This window comes from Mycolicibacterium austroafricanum (assembly GCF_000612725.1).
Lineage (GTDB): Bacteria > Actinomycetota > Actinomycetes > Mycobacteriales > Mycobacteriaceae > Mycobacterium > Mycobacterium austroafricanum.
Window position 1 is genome coordinate 1161196 of record NZ_HG964450.1, and the last position, 17517, is coordinate 1178712.

17 protein-coding genes and 1 pseudogene are annotated in these 17517 nt (G+C 66.8%); 2 read left to right on the forward strand and 16 right to left on the reverse strand.

Going from position 1 to position 17517, the window contains the following annotated elements; translation table 11 throughout:
- The 8 genes from BN976_RS05555 to fadD5 all read right to left on the reverse strand — a co-directional run bounded on the left by BN976_RS05555 (nucleotide 1) and on the right by fadD5 (nucleotide 10171).
- Nucleotides 1-1146: a virulence factor Mce family protein gene (locus tag BN976_RS05555; RefSeq protein WP_036368627.1), complete on the reverse strand. Its 1146-nt coding sequence runs from the start codon at nucleotides 1144-1146 to the stop codon at nucleotides 1-3.
- Nucleotides 1143-2783, reverse strand: coding sequence for a virulence factor Mce family protein (locus BN976_RS05560; protein ID WP_036368629.1), 1641 nt, complete (start codon nucleotides 2781-2783; stop codon nucleotides 1143-1145). Before BN976_RS05560 ends, BN976_RS05555 begins: the two co-directional genes overlap by 4 nt.
- Nucleotides 2784-2796: 13 nt before the next feature.
- Complete coding sequence (locus BN976_RS05565) at nucleotides 2797-4365, reverse strand: virulence factor Mce family protein (protein WP_036368631.1); 1569 nt, start codon at nucleotides 4363-4365, stop codon at nucleotides 2797-2799.
- Nucleotides 4362-5393, reverse strand: coding sequence for a virulence factor Mce family protein (locus tag BN976_RS05570; protein ID WP_036368633.1), 1032 nt, complete (start codon nucleotides 5391-5393; stop codon nucleotides 4362-4364). Before BN976_RS05570 ends, BN976_RS05565 begins: the two co-directional genes overlap by 4 nt.
- The gene (locus BN976_RS05575; RefSeq protein ID WP_036368635.1) at nucleotides 5390-6607 is read right to left on the reverse strand and encodes an MCE family protein; all 1218 of its coding nucleotides are present in this window, start codon (nucleotides 6605-6607) and stop codon (nucleotides 5390-5392) included. Before BN976_RS05575 ends, BN976_RS05570 begins: the two co-directional genes overlap by 4 nt.
- 5 nt (nucleotides 6608-6612) lie before the next feature.
- A complete protein-coding gene (locus tag BN976_RS05580; RefSeq protein ID WP_036368636.1) occupies nucleotides 6613-7482 on the reverse strand; it encodes an MlaE family ABC transporter permease in 870 nt (289 codons plus the stop codon).
- Nucleotide 7483: 1 nt separating this feature from the next.
- Nucleotides 7484-8281, reverse strand: coding sequence for an MlaE family ABC transporter permease (locus tag BN976_RS05585; protein ID WP_036368638.1), 798 nt, complete (start codon nucleotides 8279-8281; stop codon nucleotides 7484-7486).
- Nucleotides 8282-8494: 213 nt separating this feature from the next.
- A complete protein-coding gene (gene fadD5 / locus BN976_RS05590) occupies nucleotides 8495-10171 on the reverse strand; it encodes a fatty-acid--CoA ligase FadD5 (protein WP_036368640.1) in 1677 nt (558 codons plus the stop codon).
- A 124-nt stretch (nucleotides 10172-10295) separates the two neighbouring features.
- Here fadD5 and BN976_RS05595 point away from each other — a divergent pair, with 124 nt between their 5' ends.
- The gene (locus BN976_RS05595; protein WP_036368643.1) at nucleotides 10296-10982 is read left to right on the forward strand and encodes a GntR family transcriptional regulator; all 687 of its coding nucleotides are present in this window, start codon (nucleotides 10296-10298) and stop codon (nucleotides 10980-10982) included.
- A gap of 223 nt (nucleotides 10983-11205) precedes the next feature.
- On the opposite strand, the gene BN976_RS05600 is transcribed toward BN976_RS05595, so the two are convergent.
- From BN976_RS05600 to BN976_RS05615, 4 genes are read right to left on the reverse strand one after another with little or no spacing between them, the layout of a single operon-like run.
- Nucleotides 11206-11646, reverse strand: a complete 441-nt coding sequence (locus tag BN976_RS05600) for an SRPBCC family protein (protein ID WP_011777454.1) — start codon at nucleotides 11644-11646, stop codon at nucleotides 11206-11208.
- A gap of 30 nt (nucleotides 11647-11676) precedes the next feature.
- The gene (locus BN976_RS05605; protein ID WP_011777453.1) at nucleotides 11677-12504 is read right to left on the reverse strand and encodes a mechanosensitive ion channel family protein; all 828 of its coding nucleotides are present in this window, start codon (nucleotides 12502-12504) and stop codon (nucleotides 11677-11679) included.
- A 2-nt stretch (nucleotides 12505-12506) separates the two neighbouring features.
- Nucleotides 12507-13247 carry a DUF72 domain-containing protein gene (locus BN976_RS05610; RefSeq protein ID WP_036368644.1) on the reverse strand — a complete coding sequence of 247 codons (741 nt, stop codon included), beginning with the start codon at nucleotides 13245-13247 and terminating at the stop codon, nucleotides 12507-12509.
- A 30-nt stretch (nucleotides 13248-13277) separates the two neighbouring features.
- Nucleotides 13278-13952: a TetR/AcrR family transcriptional regulator gene (locus tag BN976_RS05615; protein ID WP_011777451.1), complete on the reverse strand. Its 675-nt coding sequence runs from the start codon at nucleotides 13950-13952 to the stop codon at nucleotides 13278-13280.
- Nucleotides 13953-14081: 129 nt separating this feature from the next.
- On the opposite strand from BN976_RS05615, the pseudogene BN976_RS34285 reads away from it, so the two are divergent.
- A pseudogene (locus BN976_RS34285) lies at nucleotides 14082-14192 on the forward strand (CAP domain-containing protein); the annotation flags it as partial.
- Here BN976_RS34285 and BN976_RS05620 read toward each other — a convergent pair.
- The 4 genes from BN976_RS05620 to BN976_RS05635 all read right to left on the reverse strand — a co-directional run bounded on the left by BN976_RS05620 (nucleotide 14177) and on the right by BN976_RS05635 (nucleotide 17377).
- Complete coding sequence (locus BN976_RS05620) at nucleotides 14177-14563, reverse strand: hypothetical protein (RefSeq protein ID WP_011777449.1); 387 nt, start codon at nucleotides 14561-14563, stop codon at nucleotides 14177-14179. The pseudogene BN976_RS34285 and the gene BN976_RS05620 overlap by 16 nt on opposite strands.
- Before the next feature lie 128 nt (nucleotides 14564-14691).
- On the reverse strand, nucleotides 14692-15471 hold the full coding sequence (locus BN976_RS05625; protein WP_036368645.1) for an ABC transporter ATP-binding protein: 780 nt from the start codon (nucleotides 15469-15471) through the stop codon (nucleotides 14692-14694).
- Nucleotides 15455-16492, reverse strand: a complete 1038-nt coding sequence (locus tag BN976_RS05630) for a taurine ABC transporter substrate-binding protein (RefSeq protein ID WP_036368646.1) — start codon at nucleotides 16490-16492, stop codon at nucleotides 15455-15457. Before BN976_RS05630 ends, BN976_RS05625 begins: the two co-directional genes overlap by 17 nt.
- A 6-nt stretch (nucleotides 16493-16498) precedes the next feature.
- Nucleotides 16499-17377: an ABC transporter permease gene (locus tag BN976_RS05635; RefSeq protein ID WP_036368647.1), complete on the reverse strand. Its 879-nt coding sequence runs from the start codon at nucleotides 17375-17377 to the stop codon at nucleotides 16499-16501.
- Between the last annotated feature and the right edge of the window lie 140 nt (nucleotides 17378-17517).

Sequence of the window (17517 nt, forward strand, 5' to 3'; positions counted from 1 at the left end):
TCACTCGCCCCTTTCCACCAGCGGTCCGCCCGGCACGGAATGTGCGTTCGGTGTGAAGCGCACATCCGGAATCATCGTGTTCGGGTCACGACCCCAAGCCTGTTCCAGTGCCCGGAGCATGCCTGAGACACCGGTGCCCGACAGAAACCCGTTGTCGATGGCCGACAGCGTCAGGTCCACCATGAGTGAGACGTTGACGTAGTCACCGCGGATTGCCTTCGGCACGTTCTCGATGCTGAACGGTGCGGTCAGCATCAGCTTCAGCGCGCCCAAAACATACGGTCCGGCCTTGCCCAACTCCCGCAGCGGACGCTGCAAATTGGCCAGATTGGCATTCAGGTTGTCACTCGCGGGGGCCAGTGCGTCCTCGGCGGCGCCGCTGATCCGGCCCAGCGCTTCGACGGCGTCAGCGAACAGATCCCGGGTATCCGCGAAATGCTCGATCAGCGGCGGGAATTCGGTGAGGACGGCATCGAGTGTGTTGTTCCGCTCGGCGACGATCGACAGCAGCCGGTTCGTCGAATCGATGGCGCGGGTGATGTCTTCGCGCTGCTGATTCAGTTCGTCGGTGAACGTGTCGAGCTGGCCGAGGAAGTTCCTGATCTCGTCACCGCGTCCGTTGAGGACGTTGTAGATCTCGGTCTGGATCGTCTCCAGATTCGACACCCCGCCGCCCGTCAGAATCGACGCGATGCTGGCCAGCACGCGCTCGGTCGTCGGGAACGCCGACGCGTTCTTCAGCGGGATCATGTCGCCGGACTTCAGCTTCTCCGGCGACGGGTCCGGCGGGAGGTCCAGCTGGACATGCTGAGAACCGAGAAGGCTCGTCTGACCGATCTTGGCGAGCGTGTTCACCGGCAACTGCACCGTGGGGTCGAGGTCCAGGGTCAGGGTCGCCACCCAGTTCCTCAGCTCGATCGCGCGGACGCGGCCGACGTAGACGTCGGCTACCCGCACGCGGCTGTTCACGTTGAGCGCCAACGTGTCCGGCATCTGGACGAGGATGGTCGTGTGGTCCGATCCCGTTCCGGGCCCGCCCGGCAGGGGGACGTTGGCTATGCCCTTCCAGGACCCGCACGACGTCAGCACCAGTGCCGCCGCACCGAGGGCGACGGTGCGCTGGGCCAAGGTGCGCAGCCTGATCATCGCGCTCCTCCAGCCTCGGCGGGCAGCAGCGGACCCGACGGCGCCGCGGGCGCCGCAGGTGCCGGTGCCGGTGCCGGTGCGCCGAGCGGGCTACCTCCACCCGGGATCACACCGGGAGCAGGCGCCGGTGGGGGTCCGGGCTGCGGGTACCACGGCGGGGGCAACGGGTTGTTCTGGTCGAACGCATTCGGGGGACCGGGCAGGTTGCCGTTCCGCGTCGTCCCGAATGCGGGCGGCGCCGCCGGCGGAACGATATCGGGGCCGCCCATCAGTTCGGCCAGCGATTCCGGTGTCAGCATGTTCGCGGTGAACGGCTGCACCTCGACGCCCTGCATGCCTGGCGCCACGATCCAGCCAGGCTCATGGTTGCCGTGCGAGAACAGGGTGTCGCGTGACCAGATGCCCGGCACGGTCGTGTCCTTGTATCCCGGCGGTGGCTGCAGGCGCGGCTCGGAGTACGCAATCTGCTTGGGCAGCGTCATCGCCGTCTGCAGCTGGTTCGCACCGAACGGCAGATAGTTGAACTTGATCGCGTCGAGGATCGGGCCCAGGTACTCCGCGCACAACTCCGCGGACTCCTGGTACCCCAGGCGGCTGCCCGCCTGGATCGAGCTGCAGATGAACTCCATCGGGTTCGCGAAGTTCGAGATGACCGGCATGTTGACGATGCCGCCGGCGTTTGGCGACGAGATGTTGACGATGTTCGAACCCAGGTTCGGGAACACGTGCAGACCCGTTTCCAGGCCGTCGCGCGGCTCCGGCTGCAGGATCGCGTTCGTCACTTCAGCCAGGTTGTTCACGTCGTGCGCCAGCACTTCACCGTTCTCCTCGATGAAGCCGCGTGCCGTCGACAGCAAGTCGTTGAGGTCCTGAACCGCGTCAGCGACTTCACGATCCGTGTTGGTGAACGCGTTGGTGAACTGCGCGAGATTGTTGTTCAGCGACACGAACTGCTGGTCGCTCTCGTGGAGCGCGTTGACGAACAGGGCGAGGCTCTTGACGACACTGAACAGGTCACCGCGCCCCTGGTTGAGCGAGAACAACGCTTCCGAGAGCGCGTTGAGTGACTTGTTCAGCTGCTCACCCTTGCCCGCAAAACCATCGGCAGCGGACTCGATGATGTCACCGAACGGACCCTTCGGCTGTTCGGGTGTGGGGCCCAGGTCGCGCAGCAGACGGCTCAGCGAGTCACGCAGATCGTCGTATTCGACGGGCACCTGGGTCCTGTCGGTGTCGAGCACCGCACCATCGGGCAGCGTGTTGCCGCCGGTGTAGGGCGGCGAAAGTTGAATCGTGCGCGACGCCACCAGGCTTGGGTTCAGGATCGACGCGCTGGCGTTCTCCGGGACCTTGTACTTGCTCTCGTAATGGAAGGTGACCTTCATCTTGTCGCCTGCGGGTTCGATCGAATCGATCGAGCCGACGCGCACACCCATGATCTGCACCTTGTCGCCGGGATACAGCGCCAGCGTCTGGGTGAAGTAGGCGACGACGGTGTTCGTCGTCGCCTTCTTGTAGAGGTTCCAGCCGAGGAAGCCGGCGGCCACCGCCACGATGATGATCACGGTGCCCAGGATCAGTGTGGTCTTCGACAGGCCGGGCGGCTTCATGTCCCGCACGTTGAAGATGGTCGACATGGTCTCCTACCCCCTAACCCTGTGATCCCGGCGGAAGAAATGGCGGATTGCCCGGCAGCGGCGGTTGCCCGGCAGGCGCCAACTGCGGACCGGGACCCGGCACGGCCGGCGCCGGAAGCGACGGCGGCAACGGCGCGATGCCCGGGGTGAAGTCGGCAGGCTGGGGCTGCGGCGCCAGCGGCACGGTGCGGGCACCGGGCGGCGCAGGCGGAAGCGGTGGGTTCGCACCCGGCACCGTCGGTGACAGCTGACCCGGGATGCCCGCCGCGGGCACACCGGGAGCCGGTTGCGGCCCATGGACATTCGGCGCCGACGTGATGACGTTCGGGGGCGGAAAACCACCGGGCACCGGACCGTACGGGCCTTGCGAGAGCGCCGCGCAGGGAAGCGGGTTGCCGGGGCTCGGGATCCCGTCTGCCGGCGGCGTGTACGAACACGGCGAGCCGGGCGGGACAGCAGGACCGGGGTTGGTCGGGGTGCCTTCGATCGGCGTCGGTGCCGGCGGGGGCGCGCCGTTTTCGAAGCCGACGCCGTTCGGGTCGGGGAAGCGGAACGCAGGCAGGCCCGCGTTGCGCCAGAACTCCTCGGGGTCGATGCCGCGCTTCTTGAATGCGGCATCGACGAACGGCTGCAGGATCCAGTACGGAGCGAGGTTGACGAGCATGACCTTGAAGTAGGGGCCCGACGCGAGCGCTTCGCCGAGGGACCCAGTAAATTTCGACAGCGAAGCCAGCACGTCGACGAGGTCGAACTTGCGCTCCCGCAGCACATCGCTGATGACCCTGAGCTGTTCGAGGACTCTGTTCAGGTTCGGGTTGTCGTCGATGACGCCGCGGACCTGAGTCGAGAACTTGTCGACGCGCTCGAGCAGCTGGCTCACGGCGTAGTTGCGCTCGTTGACCGCCGCGAGCAGCGTCTGCGCATTCACGAACAGCTGGTTGATCTGTTCGCTGCGGTTGCCCAGGACGCCCGCCACCTTGTTCGCGTTGGCCAACAGCTGCTTGATCTGGTCGTCGCGCTTTCCGATCGTGTCAGAGAACCGAGCGACCCCGTCGAGGGCGGCGCTGAGATGCGGGTAGGTCTGATCAATGGTCTCGGACAGGACATTCAGCGATTCCTTGACGGTCTGGGTGTCCCAGCCCGCCGCGGAGTTGCTGACATCGAAGAAGGCGTCGTAGATCTGGTACGGCGTGGTCGTCTGGCCCAGCGGCAGAACCCCGTTGGCGCGCAACGGATCATCACCGCGGGGTTCGATCTCGATGTTGCGCCGGCCCAGGATCGTGTCGGTCCGGATGGCGGCGCGGCTGTCGGTGCCGATCTCGGTGCCGTCCAGCGAGTAGCCGATGACCACCCGGTCGCCGTCGATGTCCGTCGACTTCACGACGCCGACGTCGACGCCGGCGATACGCACCTTGTCGCCCACGTTGATGCCGCCGGTGTCGGAGAACTGCGCGTAGTACGTCGGCTTCGCGAACAGCATGGGCACGCTGGCGAAGCTCTGCCCGACGCCGATGACGACGATCAGGATGATGATGCCCATCAGCCCGCTGCGGACGCGGTTGGATCCCTCGAGGACTCTCATTTCGGCGTGCACCTACCCGACGGCTGGCTCCAGACCTTCACGGTGCGGACGGGACCACCTGGCTGTAAACCGTTGAGCATCAACGAGACGTCGCAGGCATAGAAATTGAAGAAGTCACCGTAGACGCCGCCGGAGCGACCGATGATCTTCAAGGCTTCGGGCAGCCTTACAAGCTGGTCATTGAGCTGTTCCTTCTGATCGACTAGCGGCTGCTGGATGGCTTCCAACCGGCCGATCGTGCTCTGCAGCAGCGGACGGTTGTCGGCCAGCAGGTCGGCGACAGTGCCCGCGGCATCGCTGATGTCTCCCACCGAATCGGCGAGTGGATCGGCGCGGTTCTTGAGCCCCGTGATCAACACTTCGAAGTTCTTGACGGTGTCATCGAATTGCTGCTGGTGCTTGACCGTGGTGTCCAGCACCGTGTTCAGGTTGTTGACCACCTCGCCGATCGCCTGGTCGCGGTCGGCGAGAGCCGATGTGAGAGAAGCGGTCTGGTCCAGGATGTCGTTGATCGTGCCGCCCTGGCCCTGAAAGACCGTGATGATCGTCTGCGCGATCGTGTTGACCTTCTCGGGCTCCAGCGACTGGAAGACCGGCCGGAAGCCGCCGATGAGTGCGTCGAGGTCGAGCGCCGGTTCTGTTCTCTCCAGCGGAATCGTCGCTCCTGCAGCGATTCGGGTGTTGCTCTCACCGCGCTTGAGTTCCAGGTATCGGTCACCGATGAGGTTCAGGTAGCGGATCGATGCGGTGGTCTCGTCGAAAAGTTCCAGTGACCGGTCGACGTCGAAGTCGACCCGCGCCTTCGAACCGCCCTCGATCAACGTGACCTTTTGGACCTTGCCGACTTCCACGCCGGACGCGCGGACGAACTGGCCGGAGCGCAGACCACTGGCATTGCTGAAGATCGCCGAGAAGCCGTTCGTGCGATCGAATCGCATCTGGCCGAACACCACGATGATGATGCCCGTGAACAGCAGCAGCACCAGGGAGAAGGCGCCGAGCTTGATGGCGGTACCGGTGATTTTCATGGGTTGATCGTGTGCTCCCCGACTTGGCGTCCCCAGACGTACTCGGTGAACAGCGGCTGACCCAGTTCCATGTGGTTGTAGGGGGCGATCGACGCGCCGGTGTCCATGACGAGGTACGGCGCCGGCCACAGATCACGGGTGACGGGCTGCCAGCAGCCCGGCCGACCGCCGGGTCCGCCCTTGGCGTTCACGCGCGGCAGGTTGTCCGGATAGACGTAGGCGTTACCGGCACCCAGTCCGAGCACCTCCCCGCGGGTCCGCAGCGAATAGCCATTACCGCCTAGCGCCGCCGCGAGTTTGGGCTGAACGTCGTGGTAGTTGCGGATGGTGCAGAACAGCGCTGGGCTGTACTCGTCGAGCAGGGCGGTCGTGGGCAGCAGATCTTCGGCGCCGCGCGTGAGGTACGGGCCACCCCGTTCGAAGATGTCGCCGCCGTTGTTCCCGAAGCCCACTGCAGCCATCAACGCCTGGTCGACGTTCCCCTGCTGCTCGTTGAGCGTGCGCGCTGTCGTGACCGCGTTCTGCAGACCGTCGAACAGGTCCGGTGCGGCGTCGGCGTAGACCTCGCCGAGGTCGGCCAACAGCTGATTGTCGCGACGGATCTGCGGCATCTGGGGGTTGATCTCAGCGAGGATCTCGTTGCCGTTGGTGATCGACTCACCGAACCGATCGCCGAGGCCGTCGAGGGCCTGCGCGGTGGCGGTCAATGTCTGGTTCAGCTTGATCGGGTCGACCTGGCCTGCGATGTCGACGACCGTCTCGAACAACGTGTTGAACTCCGTCGTGACCGAAGTGACGTCGATGACGTCGGACGACGTGATCCGTTGGGGCGAGGGGTCCGTCGGAGACCGGAACGACACGTACTTGTTGCCGAAGACCGTCGTCGCGCTGATGTCGGCGTCGACATTCTGCGGGATCAGATCGAGGTATTTCGGGTTCACCTCGAGAACGATCTTGGCCCTCGGCTCGCCGTCGACGTTCGTCTCCTCGACGTTGCCGACGCGGCCGATCTCGACACCGTTGTAGGTCACCTTGGCGCCGGGGTCCATTGACAGGCCCGACCGCGCCGAGATCATCGTCAGCTGCGTGCGAGGCAGGAAGTCGCCACGGAACTGCAGGTACACCAGGACCAGCACGACGATGGTGATCAACGTCAGTACGAGACCCGCGATCTTGTACGGGGGCTGCCGCTTGGTGTTCATGGGTGCCGTCATCGCCGCTACACCGTCAGGTTGAAGTTCGGGTCGACGCCGTAGAGCGCCAACGAAGCGAACAGCACCACACACACGATCGCGACCAGCGAGGCGCGCATCGAGCGGCCCACCGCCTCGCCGACGCCGACCGGGCCGCCGCTGGCGTAGAAGCCGTAGTAGCAGTGGTTGAGCATCACGATGACCGAGATGATCACGGCCTGGATGAAGGACCAGAACACGTCGTCGGGTCGCAGGAAGGTGCGGAAGTAGTGCTCGTAGGTGCCGACGGACTGGCCGTAGAACACCGTGGTGGTCACCTGTGCCGACAGGAACGACATGATGATCGCCATCGCGTAGAGCGGGATGATGACGACGAAGCCGGCCATGATGCGCGTGGAGACCAGGTACGAGATCGACTTGATGCCCATCACCTCGAGCGCGTCGATCTCCTCGCTGATGCGCATGGCGCCGAGTTCGGCGGTGGCGCCGGCGCCGACGGTGGCCGCCAGCGCCTGGCCCGCGACCACGGGGGCGGCGATGCGCACGTTGATCAGCGCGGCGAAGAACCCGGTGAACGCCTCCACCCCGATGTTGCCCAGTGAGGCGAAGCCCTGGATGGCCACCAGCGACGACCCGGACAGCGTGACGAAGCCGACGATCGCGACGGTGCCGCCGACGACGGCCATCGCGCCGGTGCCCATGCCGATCTCGGCGATCAGGCGCAGCATTTCCCTGCGGTAGAACCGCATCGCGTGCCCGATCGAGCCGACCGCGGTGACGACGAACACCGCGACGTGGCCCATCGCGTCGAGCCCGCGCCCCGGTGCGCCCGCCCACTTCTCGGCGGTCGCCACCCCGCGGGGGAAGCGTGAGCGAAGGACTGCGGAGGTGGACACGTCAGCTCCCCGTTCCGAACCGGATGCCGATCGTGGTCAGCACGACGTTGACCGCGAACAGCGCGATGACGCACAACACCAGGGTCTCGTTGACCGCGGTGCCCACTCCCTTGGCGCCGCCGGCGACAGTCAGGCCGCGGTAGCACCCCACCAGACCGGCGATCAGGCCGAACGTGGCGGCCTTGACGATCGAGATGACCACCTCGGGCAGGCCGGTGATCAGGGTGAGGGTGGATACGTAGGCACCCGCGGAGACGTTCTGCAGGTAGACGCCGAAGATGAAACCGCCGACCAGACCGACGGTGATCACCGCGCCGTTGAGCAGGATCGCCACGAAGGTGGACGCGACGACGCGGGGCACCACGAGCCGGTGGATCGGATCGATGCCGAGGACTTCGAGCGCGTCGATCTCCTCGCGGATGGTGCGGGCGCCGAGATCCGCGCAGATCGCGGTGGAACCGGCACCCGCGACGACGAGGACCGTCACCAGTGGACCCAGCTGGGTGACGGCGCCGATGGCCGCGCCGGCACCGGACACGTCCGCCGCACCGAACTCGGCCAGCAGGATGTTGAGCGTGAAGATCAGCAGCACGGTCAGCGGGATCGACACCGCGAGGGTGGGTAGGAACGCCACCCTCATCAGGAACCAGCTCTGCAGGATGAACTCGCGCCACTGGAACGGCGGGCGCAGCGTGGCCTTGCCGACGAGCACACACATCCGCACGAAGCCACCGACAGCTTCCAAACCCGGCTTGACCTGTTCGCGGACGTAGCCCGTGAGGTTCGAACTCGACGTCACCGGTTGACTCCCGCGACGAACCCACGACTGGCGCAGCGCACCGGCAGCATCTGTCGCACGCTCCCTTCCAGCCTGGATCCAGATCGTGTGAGCACAGTCTCCCTACCGGTCGGTAGAAAGACAGGTCTCAGGACTGTACCCGATCGCGGAGGCGCTGCGTACCGCATCGGCGGGATTGAACGATCAACCGTAAGCAAGTTCGGTCCTCGGCCGCTAATTCCGTTGTGGTGCGGTTGAAATCGTTGGCGGAGTGGAACTTTCGCCTGCGTCAGCGAAACTCGCGGCGCTGTAGCGGATTCTCAGTTCCGTCTTGAGGACCTTGCCTGCCGGATTCCGGGGCAGCGCATCGACGATCTCGAGCGCCTTCGGGTGCTTGTAGCGCGCCAGCCTCTCGGTGAGGAAGTGCTCCAGATCCGCCAGCTCGATGCCCGCACCCGGTGTTGCTTCCAGCGAACTCCGCACCACCGCCACAGCAACGGGAACCTCGCCCCATTTCTCGTGCGCGCGTCCGATCACGGCGACCTCGACGATCTCGGGGTGGGCGGCGAGGACGTTCTCGACTTCGGCGCAGTAGATGTTCTCACCGCCGGAGATGATCATGTCCTTTTTACGGTCGACGACCCAGATGTAACCCTCTTCGTCCTGACGCACCAGGTCACCCGAGTGGAACCATCCGCCGGCGAAGGCCTCCGCGGTGGCCTTGGGGTTGTTCCAGTACCCCGCCATCAGTGTCGGGGCGCGGTAGACGATCTCCCCGACCTGACCGACGGGCACGTCGTTCATGTCCTCGTCGACGATGCGCGCGGACACCGTCGGGATCACCTTGCCGACCGAACCCAGTTTGCGGATCGCGTCGTCGCCCAACAGCATGCAGGTGACCGGCGACATCTCGGTCTGGCCGAACGCGGCCAGGATCTGCGCGCCGGGGAAGGTCTCCGCCATCTCCCGCAGCAGCGTGTCGGAGGCCGGGGCGGCGCCCCAGGACAGGAAGCGGAGCTTGAGGTCGCGGGGCCTGGCCTTCTGCGCGGCGCACACGGCCTGCCACTGCGCGGGGACCAGAAAGATGCCGGTGACCTTCTCGGCCTCGAGCACGTCGAGCAGTTCGTTCGGGTCGAACGCGCCGACGGGGTAGAGCACCGTCGGCCTGCCGAGCAGCAACCCGGACACGATGCTGCCGACACCGGCGATGTGGAAGAACGGCACCCCGATGAAGCCGATGTCGTGGTTGATGTCGGCGCCGTTGGTGAACAGCAGCGTCATCACCTGCCCGGTCAGGTTGGTGTGCGTGAGCACCGCGCCCTTCGGGCGCCCCGTGGTGCCCGAGGTGTACATGATCAGAGCGGGCGCGTCGTTCGGGATGTCGACCACCGGACACGGTGCGTTCTCGGCCAGCACGTCGTCGTAGCCGAGAACGTCATCTCCGGAGCCGCCGGCGGAGATCACGGTGGCCAGCGTCGGATCGATGGCGCGGACCGCGGTCGCGACGTTGGCGAGCACCGCCTCGGTGATGATGGCCTTGGCCTCGCAGTCGGACACCAGGAACGCGATCTCGGCCGGCGTCATGCGGAAGTTCACCGGCACCGCGATGGCGCCCAGCTTGTTGGTGGCGAGCACCGCTTCGATGAATTCGGTCCGGTTGAGCATCAGGATCAGCACCCGGTCGCCGAAACCGACGCCGCGCTTGTGCAGCGCGCCTGCCAGGGCGCTGACCCGCCGGTCCAGCTCACCCCAGGTGGTGGTGTTGCCCAGGAATCGCAGCGCCGGCTGGTCGGGCTGCATCAGCGCGTGCCGGGCGAGCTGGTTGGTCCAGTTCTGCCGGCGCGCCAGGTAGGGCTGCTCGGTCGCAAAGCCGGGCTGTTGGATCGCTTCGGTCAACGTCTTCTGCTCCATCGACGGGTTGCGGAAGGATGATATTTGATCAAACATGTTGTTGCCCCGGTCACACTAGGACCTCGGCGGCGACAGGACAACCCGTCCCGGCGCCTCGCCCGACAGGCCGGAAAGGCAACGACGGATGAATGCCCCCGCCAGGACTCCGGTCGCCGGTGCGGTGCGGCGGGAGCAGCTGTCCGACGAGGTGGCGGCCCGGCTACGGGCCGAGATCATGACCGGCGCGCTGCGCCCGGACTCGTTCATCCGCCTCGACGAGACCGCCGCGCGCCTGGGCGTCAGCATCACCCCGGTGCGCGAGGCGCTGCGCACGCTCCGCGGCGAGGGCATGGTCGAGTTGGAGCCGCATCGGGGACACCGGGTGGTGCCGTTGACACGCACCGACATCGAGGACATCTTCTGGCTGCAGTCGACCATCGCCCAGGAACTGGCCGCGACCGCCGCCCGCAACATCACCGACGCGCAGATCGACGAACTGGCCCAGCTCAACGAACGCCTCGCCGAGGCGGTCGAACAACGGGACCCGGACCGCGTTGCGCGGGCGGAGTTCACGTTCCACCGGGCGTTCAACCGGGCCGGCGGCCGGATCAAGCTGGCGTGGTTCCTGCTGCACGCCGCCCGCTACCTACCGCCGCAGCTGTTCGCCTCCGACGAGACGTGGGGCCCGGTGGCGGTCGCCAGCCACGCCGAGCTGATCGAGGCCCTGCGCAGGCGCGATGTGGACACGGTCGTCGAGTTGACCAGGGGACAGTTCACCGACGGCCGGGCACGGCTGATCGCGTGGCTCGAGCAGGTCGGGCTCTGGGGCTGACGCCGCTCGCGGCGACCACGTGCTCAAGACCCATGCGCCCGATGCGTCGCACGGGTCTGCGCTTTCAGGAGGTGCGAGGGCAGCGCTGCTTTTCAGGAGGTGCGAGGGCAGCGCTGAAATACGTGCAGGTGTGGGGAAGGCGTGGCCGCTGGGGCTCGCAAGCCCGGCCTTTCGCGACTTACCCCGGCCGCTACGTGCCCCAGCCGCACCAGATACCCGGGAGCTACGTCGACGCGAGTTGCTCGGCGCGGGTCTTGAGGTTGTCCGCCAGGTAGTCCAGCGTGTCCCCGACGATCTTCTTCACCATCGCGTTCGGGACGGCCATCTTCACCTCGACTTCGAGGTCGACGGTCAGCAGCGACGTCGCCCCCATCGCCACGACCGAGAATCGTTGCTCCTGCTTGGACAGGTGGTCGCCCTGCTGCAGCACCGTGTAGATCTGGTTCTCGCCCGGGTAGTACACCGCGGTGATGAAGGTGCCGGCCTGGCCCTGCACCACCACGTCGAGGCGGAGCTGGCTGGGGCGCCCGTCGTTGTAGCGGGCCAGCACCCAGCAGCCCTTGATCTCCTCGTTCCACTGCGGGTAGCTCTCGAAGTCGGCGACGATCCCCATGATCGTCTCGGCCGCAGCCTCCACCTCGACTGTCTTACTCACCAACGGCATCGGCAGAGCATAGCGAGTTCGGCGGGCCGGTCAGGCCGCCAGCGCGATGCCCTCCCGACGCAGCGCGGCGACCACGAGCGCCCGCAGTCGACGACCCACCTCGAACTGCTTGCCCGGCAGCGTGCGCGCCACCATCCGCACGTTGACGGTGTCGACCTCGATGCTCTCCACACCCATCAGCTGCGGCTCGTCGAGCAGGAGCCGGGCCAGGTCCTCGTCGTTCCCCGCGGTCACGGCCACCTCGCGCAGGACGTCGTTGACCCGATTGATGTCGGCGGTGGAAGGCACCGGGACGTCGACGACCGCACTCGCCCAGTCCTTGGACAGGTTCCGCGATTTGGCGATCATGCCGTTGGGCACGGTGTACACCTCGCCTTCGCTGGTGCGGAGTTTGGTGACCCGCAGCGTGACCGCCTCGACGGTGCCCGTCGCGGTGCCGCCGGCGCTGACGGTGAGCTCCACCAGATCACCGAAACCGTACTGCTTCTCCGAGATCACGAAGAACCCGCTGAGCAGATCCTGCACGAGACGCTGGGCGCCGAACCCGAGCGCGGCGCCGAGCACCGCCGCAGGCGCCACCAGCGACGCGATCGGCAAGCCGAGCTGGTTGGCGATGTCCAACGCGACCAGGACATAGAGCACCCCGATGGCCACCGACGACGTGGCCGCAGCCACCGCCTGCCGATGCTTGACGGTCTCCGAACGCACGGTCGGCTCACGGTCGTCACCGTCTGCGATGCGGCGGCTGACGCGCTCGGCGGCCCACCTGATGGCCCGCGTGACGACGAGCGCGAACACCACGACCATGGCGATGTGAAGGCCCGTGGTCATGATCCACTGCCCCACGCTGGTCAACATCCTCAGCCCTCCGGTCGACGACCCAGCTCAGCCTTGAGATCCCGGGCATTGCGGACCGCGTTGCCGCCGAGGTCGTTGTTGAAATACACGTACACGTCCCGGCCCTGCGCATCCCACTCACCGATGCGTGCGGCCCACCACCGCAGATCGTCGGCGCTGTAGGAGCCGCCGTACATGGCCTGCGGGTCGGGACCGTGCAACCGCACGTAGACGAAGCCGGCCGTGGCTTTCAGGATGCACGGCAGTCCCCCTCCGCTCATCACCACGTACGCGGCGTCGTGCCTTTCCAGCAGCTCGTACACCGCGGGGTCATCCCACGACGGATGACGGAACTCCACCGCGACGGGGATGCCGGCCGACATCGCGCCGAGGAAGTGGTCCAGACGTGCGTCGTCGCGCTCGAGCGCGGGGTGTAACTGCACCAACAGGGGGCCGCCGCGATCGCCGAGCGCGCGCCAGCCCCGCTCCAGCCGTTCGATCCACACCTCGGGCGTACGCAACCGGCGGGCATGCGTGAGCCCCCGCGCCGCCTTGACCGCCATGACGAAGCCGGGCTGCAGCTGGTCTCTCCAACGCTGGAACTGCGCATCCGATGGCCACCGGTAGAAGCTGCCGTTGAGTTCGACGGTGTCGAACTCGGCGGCGTAGCGCTCCAGCCGCCGTGCCGCGGGCAGACCCGGTCCATAAAGCACGTTCCGCCAGTGGTCGTAGGACCAGCCGGAGGTGCCTACTCGAACCGTCACCGGCCCCGGGTACCCGCGATGGCGGTGCCCCTAGCTCGGTTCCTCGAGAATCCGGGTTTTGACCGGGGCGTCGATGCCGACACCCAGCGGGGAGAGCGTGCGGACGGTCTCGTCGCGGATCAGGCCGCGCAGCAGCGCGGTGCTGAACTCGACGGCGATCTCCTGGGCGGTCCGTCGGCCGTGGGGTCGCAGCCACCGGTAGGACCCGAGCGTCATACCGATGTAGCCCAGGGCGAGCACGTGGGAGTCGCAGTCGTAGAACTCGCCGCTGGCGATGCCCCGATCGATCACGTCGCGGACATGCTCGTAGACCTGGGTCTCCTTCTCCCGGATGTACTCGACCTGCTCCTCGGTGAACCACTCGGTGATGTAGGGGCCCTCTTGGAAGTAGACGGCGGCACGCTCGATGTCGTTGGCGATGCCGACCAGCAACCGCCGGGTGAAGTGGTAGATCGTCTCGCGTGCGGTGGCCGTCGGATCGTCGTGCAGCGCGTCCACGGTGAAGTCGGCGGCACCCTTGTAGATGTCGTAGAGGATCAACGACTTGCTGGCGTAGTAGTGGTAGACGGTGGCCTTGTTCAAGCCGACCGCGTCGGCCACGTCGTCCATCCGCGTGCCGTGATAGCCGCGCGCGGCGAACAGTTTCGTGGCCACGGCCAACAGTTCTTCGCGGCGGGACATCCCGTTGGTCGTGGATTCAGACATGGCGACTCACTATAGGCAGGCTCGGCCTCGGCACGTTCTACTAACTGGTTGGTTCAGTCTAGGCCGTTGCCGTGTTCGGATGAGCGACGCCGGTCTAGACTCGTGCCAGGCTGACGGAGAGGTAGCGCAGTGGACCCGAACCCGGATTACGACGCAAGTGACGAGCTCGAGTACGGCATCAACTGGTGGGCGTGGATCCTGCGCGGGGTGTACCCGCCACCTGCCTACCCGCCGGTCTGATCCACCGTCCGCGCCGAACGGCGCTCGCTCACCCACATCCGGGCGTACTCCATGGCCTGATGCGCCCGCCTGCCCATGATGTCGACCTCGGCCCTGCCGCGTTGGCCGGCCACTGACAACTTCGATCGCACCTCTTCGCGCCAGTCCCGTGGCGGAACCGGCTCGCAGTCCGGAGGCCACTGGATCAACGACTCCTCGGCCGTGGCCGTCAGCGGGGCACCCGGCCGGCTGTCCTCGGCGTAGCACTCCCCGCATTTGCGGCAGCGCACTTCGTAGCGCGTACCGTGTCGCTCCGACTCGATGAAGACGTAATCGGCTACCGCGACGCATCGCGGGCATCTGGCAAGCCCGCGTTCGACCACCCTGCTCATGCCGATGATCGTGAGGCCACCAACGCATCCGACGCACGGGGAATTCGATGTCGATGCGTGATCGGTGCCGTTTCGAGATCTGGCCCGAGACGGCGGGGATGCTCAAGCCGCTCCCGTTGAACTCGCGGCTACGCCGCGGCTGCCTTCACCGCCCGGCCGACCTCGGCCCGCAGCTGCCCGTACTCCGGCGAACGCCGCAGCTCGTCGGGATCCACCCCGGTGCGCGGCAGGTCGACCGGGATGTCCAGCGCCACCTGGCCCGGCCTGCGGGTCAGCACCACGATCCGCGAGCCGAGGAAGGCCGCCTCGTCGGCGCTGTGGGTGACGAAAACAGTCGTGCGGCCCGATTCGGCGCTGACCTGCCGGACGTCCTCCTGCAGCCGCTCCCGTGTCAACGCGTCCAGCGCCGCGAACGGCTCGTCGAGCAGGAACAGCGGCGTCTCCGCCGCGAGTGCCCGCGCGATCGCCACCCGCTGCTGCTGGCCACCGCTGATCTCCCAGATCCGCCGGCCGGCCGTGCCCTCAAGACCCACGCGCCCGAGCAATTCCTCGCGGCGCTCGATCCGCTTGTCCCGCGGCACTTTCGCGTACCTGAGCGCCATGTCGACGTTGCCGCCGACGGTGCGCCACGGGAACAGCCGGGGCTGCTGGAACACCACCCCGGCCGTCACCCCCGGTGTGGGGCGCGCACCGGCCACCTGCACCGAACCCTGGCTGGGCTCCTCGAAGCCCGCCAGCAAGCGCAACAGCGTGCTCTTGCCGCACCCGGAGGCGCCGACGAGCACCAGGAACGATCCCGGATCGACGGTCAGGTCGACCGGTCCGAGCGCGGTGACCTCAGCACCTCCGCTGCCGTAGTGATGCGATACCGAATCGATCCGTATCGCACCGTCATTCGTTGAGGGCACCCGGTAGGCCTTTCGTGTAGACGGCGTCCTGGAACGTCTTCAACGGCGCCGCGGCCGGGATCTGCGACTGATCGGCCAGGAACTGCGAAGCGGATTCCAGGTTCACCGCGAGGTTGCCTGGATTACCCTCAGTGCCAAGCCATTCCGTGGATGAGATGTCCTGCGGGGTGAGGAACACCATCTGCTTGAGTTGACCGGCCACATCCTGCGGGGTCAGGCCGATCTCGGCGGCGATGGCTTCGGCGGCAGCCTGCGGATCCTCCCGGATGAGGTCAAGCGCGCGTCCCTGCTGCTGCCGCCACACATCGACGGCCTCGGGGTGGGCGGACGCGAACTCGTCGCTGACGGTCGCCAGATCGAGCGTGGGCTTGCCGGCATCGGCGAGCTGACGACTGGTGATCAGATCCCGGCCGGTCTTGCGCAGCTCGTCCAGGGTCGGCAGCCAGGTGTAGGCGGCGTCGATGTCCCCGCGCTCCCAGGCCGCGAGGATGGCCTGCGGTTGCAGGTCGATTAGCTGAACATCGTTGGCCGACAAGCCATTCTGGTCGAGCGCGGCCAGCAGGCTGTAGTGCGCGGTGGACGCGAACGGGGTGCCGATGCGCTTGCCCTTCAATTGCGCGATGGTGTCGATACCTGCCGCGTTGCGGACCACCAGGGCCTCGTTGTCGCCGGCCACGTCGAGCACGAACGCGACCTTGTACGGGATGTTGAGCGGCTCGGACAGGCCGCGCGCGACGGGGCTCGAGCCCAGCGCGCCGAAGTCGAGTTCCCCTGCGACGAAGGCGGTGTTCACGTCCGCGCCCGAGTCGAACTTCGTCCACTTGATGTTGTAGTCGGGCAGCGCTTCTTCGAGCCACGTGCTGTTCTTGACGATCAGGTCGCCGCTCGGGAAGGTCTGGTAGCCGATCCGGATGGTCGGCTTGCCTGAGTCGTTGCCTTGCTGCCCTCCGTTGTCCACAGCACAGCCCGCCAGAGCCAGTACGGCCGAGATGAGGGCAACGAGAAGGGCTTTGAGTTTCATATTCGGTTAGACCTTTCCTCTCCAGGGAACAGCGCGCCGCTCAGCGGCGCGAAGCAGACCGTCGATCACCAGACCGGAGAACCCGATGGCGAAGATCCCGACCAGCACGACCGGGGTGTTGTTGTAATTGCTTGCGTCCTTGACCAATCCGCCGACGCCCGGGATGCCGTTGAAAAGCTCGGCGGCCACCACCGAGCTGTACGCCATGCCGACGGCGAGCCGGACTCCGGTGAATGTCTCGGGCAGCGCCGATGGGACGACGACGTCGCGGATGACCTGGCTGCGGGACGCGCCGAGAGCCCTCGCGGCTTCCTGCAGCCCGACCGGGGCGGCGACGACGGCGGCGGTGGTCGCCACCGCGGCGGGCGGCAGCGCGGCCAGCGCCAGCAGCGTGATCTTGGGAGCCTCGTCGATGCCGAGCCAGATGACCAGAAGGAAGAAGTAGGCCAGCGGTGGCAGCGCCCGCAGGAACGTCAGCCATGGTTCCAGCACACTGCGGACCCAGCCGACCGATCCCATCACCAGGCCGAGCAGCACGCCCAGCACGACGCCGATCGCGACGCCGGCCAGGACCCGCCGCAGGGTCATGTAGAGGTGCTCCCACAACAGGTACCCGGCGTAACCACGGACCCCGTCGTGCGTGGTCGACACGTCGACGAAGGCCCCCCACACCGTGGCGGGGTACGGCACGAAGGTCTGGCTCCAGACGCCGCTGGCCGCGGCGAATTGCCAGGCGACGCCGAACACCAGCAGCGAGAGCAGCGGCAGCGCGGCGCGGGTCAGCCGACCGCGCCACCGACTCCGACCCGGGCGCGCGTCACTGCCCCGGGTCTGGTGACGCGCCCCCAGATCCGGGTCCGGTGCGATGTCGACGAAAACGGACACCGGCAGACCTTGACGGATGCGTCACGTTCCGGGAATGGCTAGGCTCACCGCGAGCAAAATGGGGTGGGGCCCGACCTTTACAACGGTGCGCCGATGCGTCACGCCCGCACCGGCGGGGTGCATCAAGCGGCCCCGCGCCT

Bases quoted from the DNA above. Each gene is read 5' to 3' on its own strand.
- BN976_RS05575 (WP_036368635.1), bottom strand. From the start codon at position 6,607: ATGACGGCACCCATGAACACCAAGCGGCAGCCCCCGTACAAGATCGCG.
- BN976_RS05595 (WP_036368643.1), top strand. From the start codon at position 10,296: ATGAATGCCCCCGCCAGGACTCCGGTCGCCGGTGCGGTGCGGCGGGAG.
- BN976_RS05555 (WP_036368627.1), bottom strand. From the start codon at position 1,146: ATGATCAGGCTGCGCACCTTGGCCCAGCGCACCGTCGCCCTCGGTGCG.
- BN976_RS05605 (WP_011777453.1), bottom strand. From the start codon at position 12,504: ATGTTGACCAGCGTGGGGCAGTGGATCATGACCACGGGCCTTCACATC.
- BN976_RS05565 (WP_036368631.1), bottom strand. From the start codon at position 4,365: ATGAGAGTCCTCGAGGGATCCAACCGCGTCCGCAGCGGGCTGATGGGC.
- BN976_RS05615 (WP_011777451.1), bottom strand. From the start codon at position 13,952: ATGTCTGAATCCACGACCAACGGGATGTCCCGCCGCGAAGAACTGTTG.
- BN976_RS05620 (WP_011777449.1), bottom strand. From the start codon at position 14,563: ATGAGCAGGGTGGTCGAACGCGGGCTTGCCAGATGCCCGCGATGCGTC.
- BN976_RS05570 (WP_036368633.1), bottom strand. From the start codon at position 5,393: ATGAAAATCACCGGTACCGCCATCAAGCTCGGCGCCTTCTCCCTGGTG.
- BN976_RS05560 (WP_036368629.1), bottom strand. From the start codon at position 2,783: ATGTCGACCATCTTCAACGTGCGGGACATGAAGCCGCCCGGCCTGTCG.
- BN976_RS05600 (WP_011777454.1), bottom strand. From the start codon at position 11,646: ATGCCGTTGGTGAGTAAGACAGTCGAGGTGGAGGCTGCGGCCGAGACG.
- BN976_RS05630 (WP_036368646.1), bottom strand. From the start codon at position 16,492: ATGAAACTCAAAGCCCTTCTCGTTGCCCTCATCTCGGCCGTACTGGCT.
- fadD5 (WP_036368640.1), bottom strand. From the start codon at position 10,171: ATGGAGCAGAAGACGTTGACCGAAGCGATCCAACAGCCCGGCTTTGCG.